3 protein-coding genes and 1 pseudogene are annotated in these 4949 nt (G+C 70.5%); 1 reads left to right on the top strand and 3 read right to left on the bottom strand.

The window, feature by feature from the left end:
• Positions 1-142 precede the first annotated feature (142 nt).
• Positions 143-2374 (bottom strand): serine/threonine-protein kinase, encoded by a 2232-nt coding sequence (locus ABZ826_RS38860; protein ID WP_361459251.1) that lies wholly within the window; start codon positions 2372-2374, stop codon positions 143-145.
• 229 nt (positions 2375-2603) lie between these two features.
• On the opposite strand from ABZ826_RS38860, the gene ABZ826_RS38855 reads away from it, so the two are divergent.
• Positions 2604-2957: a hypothetical protein gene (locus tag ABZ826_RS38855; protein ID WP_361459249.1), complete on the top strand. Its 354-nt coding sequence runs from the start codon at positions 2604-2606 to the stop codon at positions 2955-2957.
• A 611-nt stretch (positions 2958-3568) separates the two neighbouring features.
• On the opposite strand, the gene ABZ826_RS38850 is transcribed toward ABZ826_RS38855, so the two are convergent.
• Together ABZ826_RS38850 and ABZ826_RS38845 are read right to left on the bottom strand one after the other, a co-directional pair.
• Positions 3569-4846, bottom strand: coding sequence for a hypothetical protein (locus ABZ826_RS38850; RefSeq protein ID WP_361459247.1), 1278 nt, complete (start codon positions 4844-4846; stop codon positions 3569-3571).
• A 22-nt stretch (positions 4847-4868) separates the two neighbouring features.
• Positions 4869-4949: pseudogene (locus ABZ826_RS38845) on the bottom strand (transposase); the annotation flags it as partial.

Below are 4949 nucleotides of genomic sequence, written 5' to 3'. Positions count from 1 at the left end.
CCGGACAGCACCCCCAGCAAGCCCAGAACTACACCGTCCGCGCCGACATCGGATTCTTCGAGCACGGCCTCAGCAGCCGCTCAAGGCGCTAACGCAACGGTGTTGGACAGGGCCTAGCGGCCAGCGTCCGGTGCCGCCCGGGTCAGCCCGACTTCGGCGGCTTCTGCGCGTCGAAGGCGAAGAGAGTGTTCTTGGCCGCGGCCACGATCACCGCACGCCCCGCAACGGTCACGCGCGGGCTTGCGCCCTGCTCGCCCGTCAAACCATCGGCCTGCGGGTCTGTTGTCCACAGGGGTTTGCCATCGTACAGCGACAGCGCGACCACCCGGCCGGTGGCCGAGCTGAAATACAGCGCGTCGACTCCCGCAACGGGACCCGACGCACCCTCCACGCCAGTCTGCCGCGACCACTTCGTCCGGCCGGTCGCGGGGTCGAGCGCTGTGACGAGACCGGTCTGCCCGCTCACGTAGACGGTGCCGTCCGCCATGCCGGGCGTCCCCGCGTAGGTCTTGGCCAGTCGGGAGTACGTGACCTTCCGCGAGGCCGGGTCGACCCGCGCCACCCCGTCGTAGCCGGTCAGCGCCGTTCCCTCCATGTGCACCTGAAGGAGTACGAGCCTGCCGTTGGCGACGCCCATCGGCACGGCGGGGCCGTTGACCGCGATGGGCCTGCCCAGTGTCCCCGAGGCGCGGTCCACCCTGTACAGGGTGGGGTGGCGCACCTCCAGCGCATCCACCTCCGCATTCGTCGCGCACATCGCGAAGAGCTGTGGGCCCACCGGGACGGGAGCGCACTGCGTACCCGCGGGGAACGACGTCGTCCAGGTGGCGTCACCGCTGTGCGCGTCCCGGGCCTCGAAGCGGGAGTTGGAAGCGTCGACCGTCACGACGGCGGAGCCGACCACAAGGGCGTCCTGAGTCCGACCCGTGACGGCCTTCGACTGGGCGCCGGACGGCACGGACCACAGCTCCCGACCGCTGTTCGCGTCGATGGCCACCACCTCGCTGGGAGGGTCCTGCGGGGCGTCCTGGGCGGCGAAGCGGTAGCCGAGCACCGTGTCGTCGGTGGCGCCCACCAGGTGCATGCCCTGGACGGGAATGCCCGGGCTCTTCGCCGTCCACACCCGCGAGCCGTCCAGGGCCCTGATACGCGTCGCGACAACACCGCCGCCCCCGCAGAACAGCGCGTCGCCGCGCGCGACGCAACGCAGCTCGTCGGGGATGTCCTCGCGACCGCCCAGCACAGTCTTGCGCCACGGCTCGAAGCCATCCGGAAGTGCGGCAACCGGCGCCGCAACGCTGTTGCCCTTGTCGCCGCCGCTGTTCCCCCCGAAGCCGCCCGCCTTCAGAACGGCGACTCCCCCGCCGATCGCTGCCACCGCGACCGCGGCCGCGAGCACAGGACGCCATCGGCGACGCAGACGGCGGCCGATGGGGGTGCCAGCGCTCCCTGTATCGGGACCGGCCGGGGCAGCCGGCGCCGGGGTGGCCCGCGTCGCGAAGTGATGCTGGGTGATCACGTCGCGGGTGCAGCCCGCGCCAACCCCGTTCGCGTCGGTCCCACCGAGGTCGGCCGGCAGGTCCCGCAGCAGCACGAGGAGTTCGTCCGCCGAGGGGCGCCCCTTGGGCTCCTTGTCCAGGCACGACTCGACGACCGCGCGCAAAGCCACCGGCACGGCACCCAGCGACGGCTCCTCGTGCACCACCTGATATGCCGTCAGGTATGGGCTGTCCGCGTCGAAGGGCCCGTGGCCCGTCGCCGAGTACACCAGCAGTGTCCCCAGCGAGAAGACATCGGACTGCGGCCCCACACCACGCGGCGCCTGCAACTGCTCCGGCGACATGAAGGGCGGCGTACCGATGACCCGCCCGGTCATCGTCAGCGTCTGCTGGTCCACGGCGCGCGAAATGCCGAAGTCGATGACGCGCGGGCCCTCGGGCGAGAGCACGACGTTCGAGGGCTTCAGGTCACGGTGGACGACCCCCACCCGGTGGATGTCGCGCAGCGCCTCCGCCAGCCCGATGGCGAGCCTCCTCAGCTCCGCTCCGTTCAGCGGGCCCTTCGTGGCGATGCGCTGGGCGAGCGTGTGCCCCTCGATATAGGTCGTCGCCATCCACGGCTGCTCGGCCTCAGGGGCGGCGTCGACCACGGCGGCGGTGAACGCGCCGCTCACCCGCCTCGCCGCCGCCACCTCCTGCCGGAAACGGATGCGGAACTCGTCGTCCCCCGCGAACTGCTGGTGGATCAGTTTGATCGCGACAGGTCGCCCCGAACTCGTACGGGCCAGAAAGACCGTGCCCATGCCCCCCGAGCCGAGCCGCGCCTCAAGCGGATAGCCGCCGATCTCGGCTGGATCACCTGCGCGCAGCGACACTCTTCCCGACCTCCCGTCCCCCGTGCACCTCTGCCGCCACGGGCCTGTGTCCCACCGAAGCGATCGACTGACCAACGAAGCTCAGACGCACCTGACGGTCCACATTATCGACGTTCGTGTCCACCAACCTTCGTTGAGGCAACCCTAAACGTATCCGGGCCCACGGCTCACCTCCAACTGACGGCGGATCGGTCGGTCGACCCATGGGTCCTCGGCCGGCCCTGGGCTCATGACGAGGGAGACCGGGTGGCGGGAGTGGCTCGACGACCTCGCCGAGCGGTTCGACCGCTATACGCTGGGCGATCTGCCTCCCGAGGACCGCCAGGACACCTGGGAGGGTGCCACCGCGCATCCGGTCACCCACGCTATGGACCGGACCACCGCCGGCGATGCCTGGTACGAGCACTGCCGGCAAGTGCTGACCTGGTTGCTGACACGCGGGGACGTCGCCCCCTCCCGGGCGGAGGAGTTGGTCGCCGAGGCCGTCGGCGGCCGCTTCGAAAGCAGGATGAAGCCCGAGCAGACCGCGGTTCGCCACGTCGCCGAGCGTCTGGCCGCCTCCCTGGAGCCCACCACCGCATGACCGCAGACCATCTGCGCACCTGGCTCCAGGTACGCGAAGCAGTCCCCTGGACGCCCTCCGCCTGGCCCGCGCCGACGCGGCCGCCGCCCGCCCTCTGCCCTTCGCCTCGCTCCAGCGGTGGCAACGTCACGTCGTCGCCACAGGCTCCGTCCCCTTCCGCAGCCGTCCCGCCTACGCCAGGTCCGGCCGCGAACGCTGCGGCATCGCCGCGAACCTCCCCGCTCGCCTCGACACCTGCCTGACCCAGCCCACCGACCCTGCCCTCCTCCTCGACGCCCGCGCCTACCTCGACGTCTGCTTCTTCCACCCGTTCGAGGATGGCAACGCACGGTGTGCGTTCCTGACGCTGACCTACCTGCCGGCCCGCGAGGGCATCGTCCTCGACCAGGTCGTCCCCGTTCGGCGTGTGCTCCGCAAGGGGATGACGCGGAAAGGTCGTTGGGCCTGGCACGGGTGGTCGGCGTGCTCAGGCAACGCGTACTGCCACCGGGCGGCCGGGCGCCGGTCCCGGACGGCTGAAACAGCCAGCCTGCCGTCAACTCGGCGCTCCGGGAGCTGCCCCTGGCCTCGGCCAGGAGCCGTGGTCAGCAGGAGCACCAAAGAGCCAGACCTCAGAGATCCTCGGCGCGCAGTCTCCTCGTCCCGTCCAGACGGCCTCGCAGGTGTGCGATCGCCTTCTCCGGCTCACCCTGGCCCACCAGACGTTCGGCCTCCGCGATCACACCGCCCGACGTCCCGAAGTGCATGAGGTCTTCGGCAGAGACAGCCGGCGGGGAATGTTCGGCGTCGGCCTCTTCGCGGCGGCTGTGCAGCTTGAGAACCTGAGCACGGGCGTAGGCGTGTTCGTCGGGGTGACCACCATGCCTGGCGAAGTAGTCGTCCAGGTACGCCAGAGCTTCATCTGCACGGTCGGCCTCGACGAAGACGCGGCAGAGCAGATGGATGATCCAGTCGGCGTCCCCGCCAGCGGTCTCCGCGGCCCCGCGTAGTACCTCGATCGCCTCGCAGTGGTGGCCATGGCGCGCGAAGAGTTCGGCAAGTTCGAATGCCGCATGGGGATCCCCCTCGCTGCTGTACTGCTTCAGCAGGGCAACCGCCTCCTCGGTCCGGCCCCGTTCCTCCAGCAAGCGTGCGAGCGCGGTCCGGGCGTACTCCTCCCCGTCCTCGTCGAGCCAAGCGCGCAGCTCCGCCTCGCGTCCATACCGGGCCAGGAGAGTGGCGAGTTGCTGGGCGTGCCCGGCGAACACCATGCCGTCGACGCTCGCGTATCTCCTGAGCAGTGCTGCCGCCTCGTCGACGCGGCCTTGGCGTTCCAGGAGCGTGGCGTGCAGGGGTACGGTGTTCCAGGCGTCCGTCGCCCACGGCTCGAACGGGACCGTCGGACCTACGCCGACGGGTGGGATCAGGGCGGCAATCTCCTCGTCACGGCCATGGCCCGCGGTGAGTTCCACCAGTACCTCGGCAAGCGAGCCGTCGGCGGTCCGGGGGCCGAGCAGCGCGACGACCTTGTCGATGTGACCCTGCCGAGCCACCAGGCGCGCAAACTCGCGCACGGCCTCTCGGTGACCGGTGTCGGCGTGCGGACGCAACAGTTCGGCGGCCTCGTCGAGCCGCTCCCAGTCGGCGAGCAGCCGACCGACGGTGCGGACAGCCGGCCACCATCCGGTGGAGGCGAACGGTTCCAGGAGCGCCAACGCCTCGACCTGCCCGCAGGATCCACCGTCGGCCACGGCGGCTTCGGCGAGTTGGCGGGCGCAGAACCAGTCACCGCGAGCTGCGGCGTCGCGGAGTATGCCGTCATAGCCATGCTTGTGGAGAGCCGCAGCGACGGCGGGTGGTATCCAGCCGTCGTAGGTGCGGTGGCGGTGGTCCAGGTCGACTGCGTCCATGATCGCGAACTCTAGTGCCGGATCAGGCAACGTTTGCCCTGTCGACGACGGCGCGTAGGCGCCGGTCGTCGGCATGGCGGTTTCGCCAGATGATGTAGCGGCG

This window comes from Streptomyces sp. NPDC047515 (assembly GCF_040643055.1).
Taxonomy (GTDB): Bacteria; Actinomycetota; Actinomycetes; order Streptomycetales; family Streptomycetaceae; genus Streptomyces.
Note: the sequence above shows the minus strand (reverse complement) of the source record. Positions and strands in the feature narration are given on the sequence as shown.

Bases quoted from the DNA above. Each gene is read 5' to 3' on its own strand.
- ABZ826_RS38855 (WP_361459249.1), top strand. From the start codon at position 2,604: ATGACGAGGGAGACCGGGTGGCGGGAGTGGCTCGACGACCTCGCCGAG.
- ABZ826_RS38850 (WP_361459247.1), bottom strand. From the start codon at position 4,846: ATGGACGCAGTCGACCTGGACCACCGCCACCGCACCTACGACGGCTGG.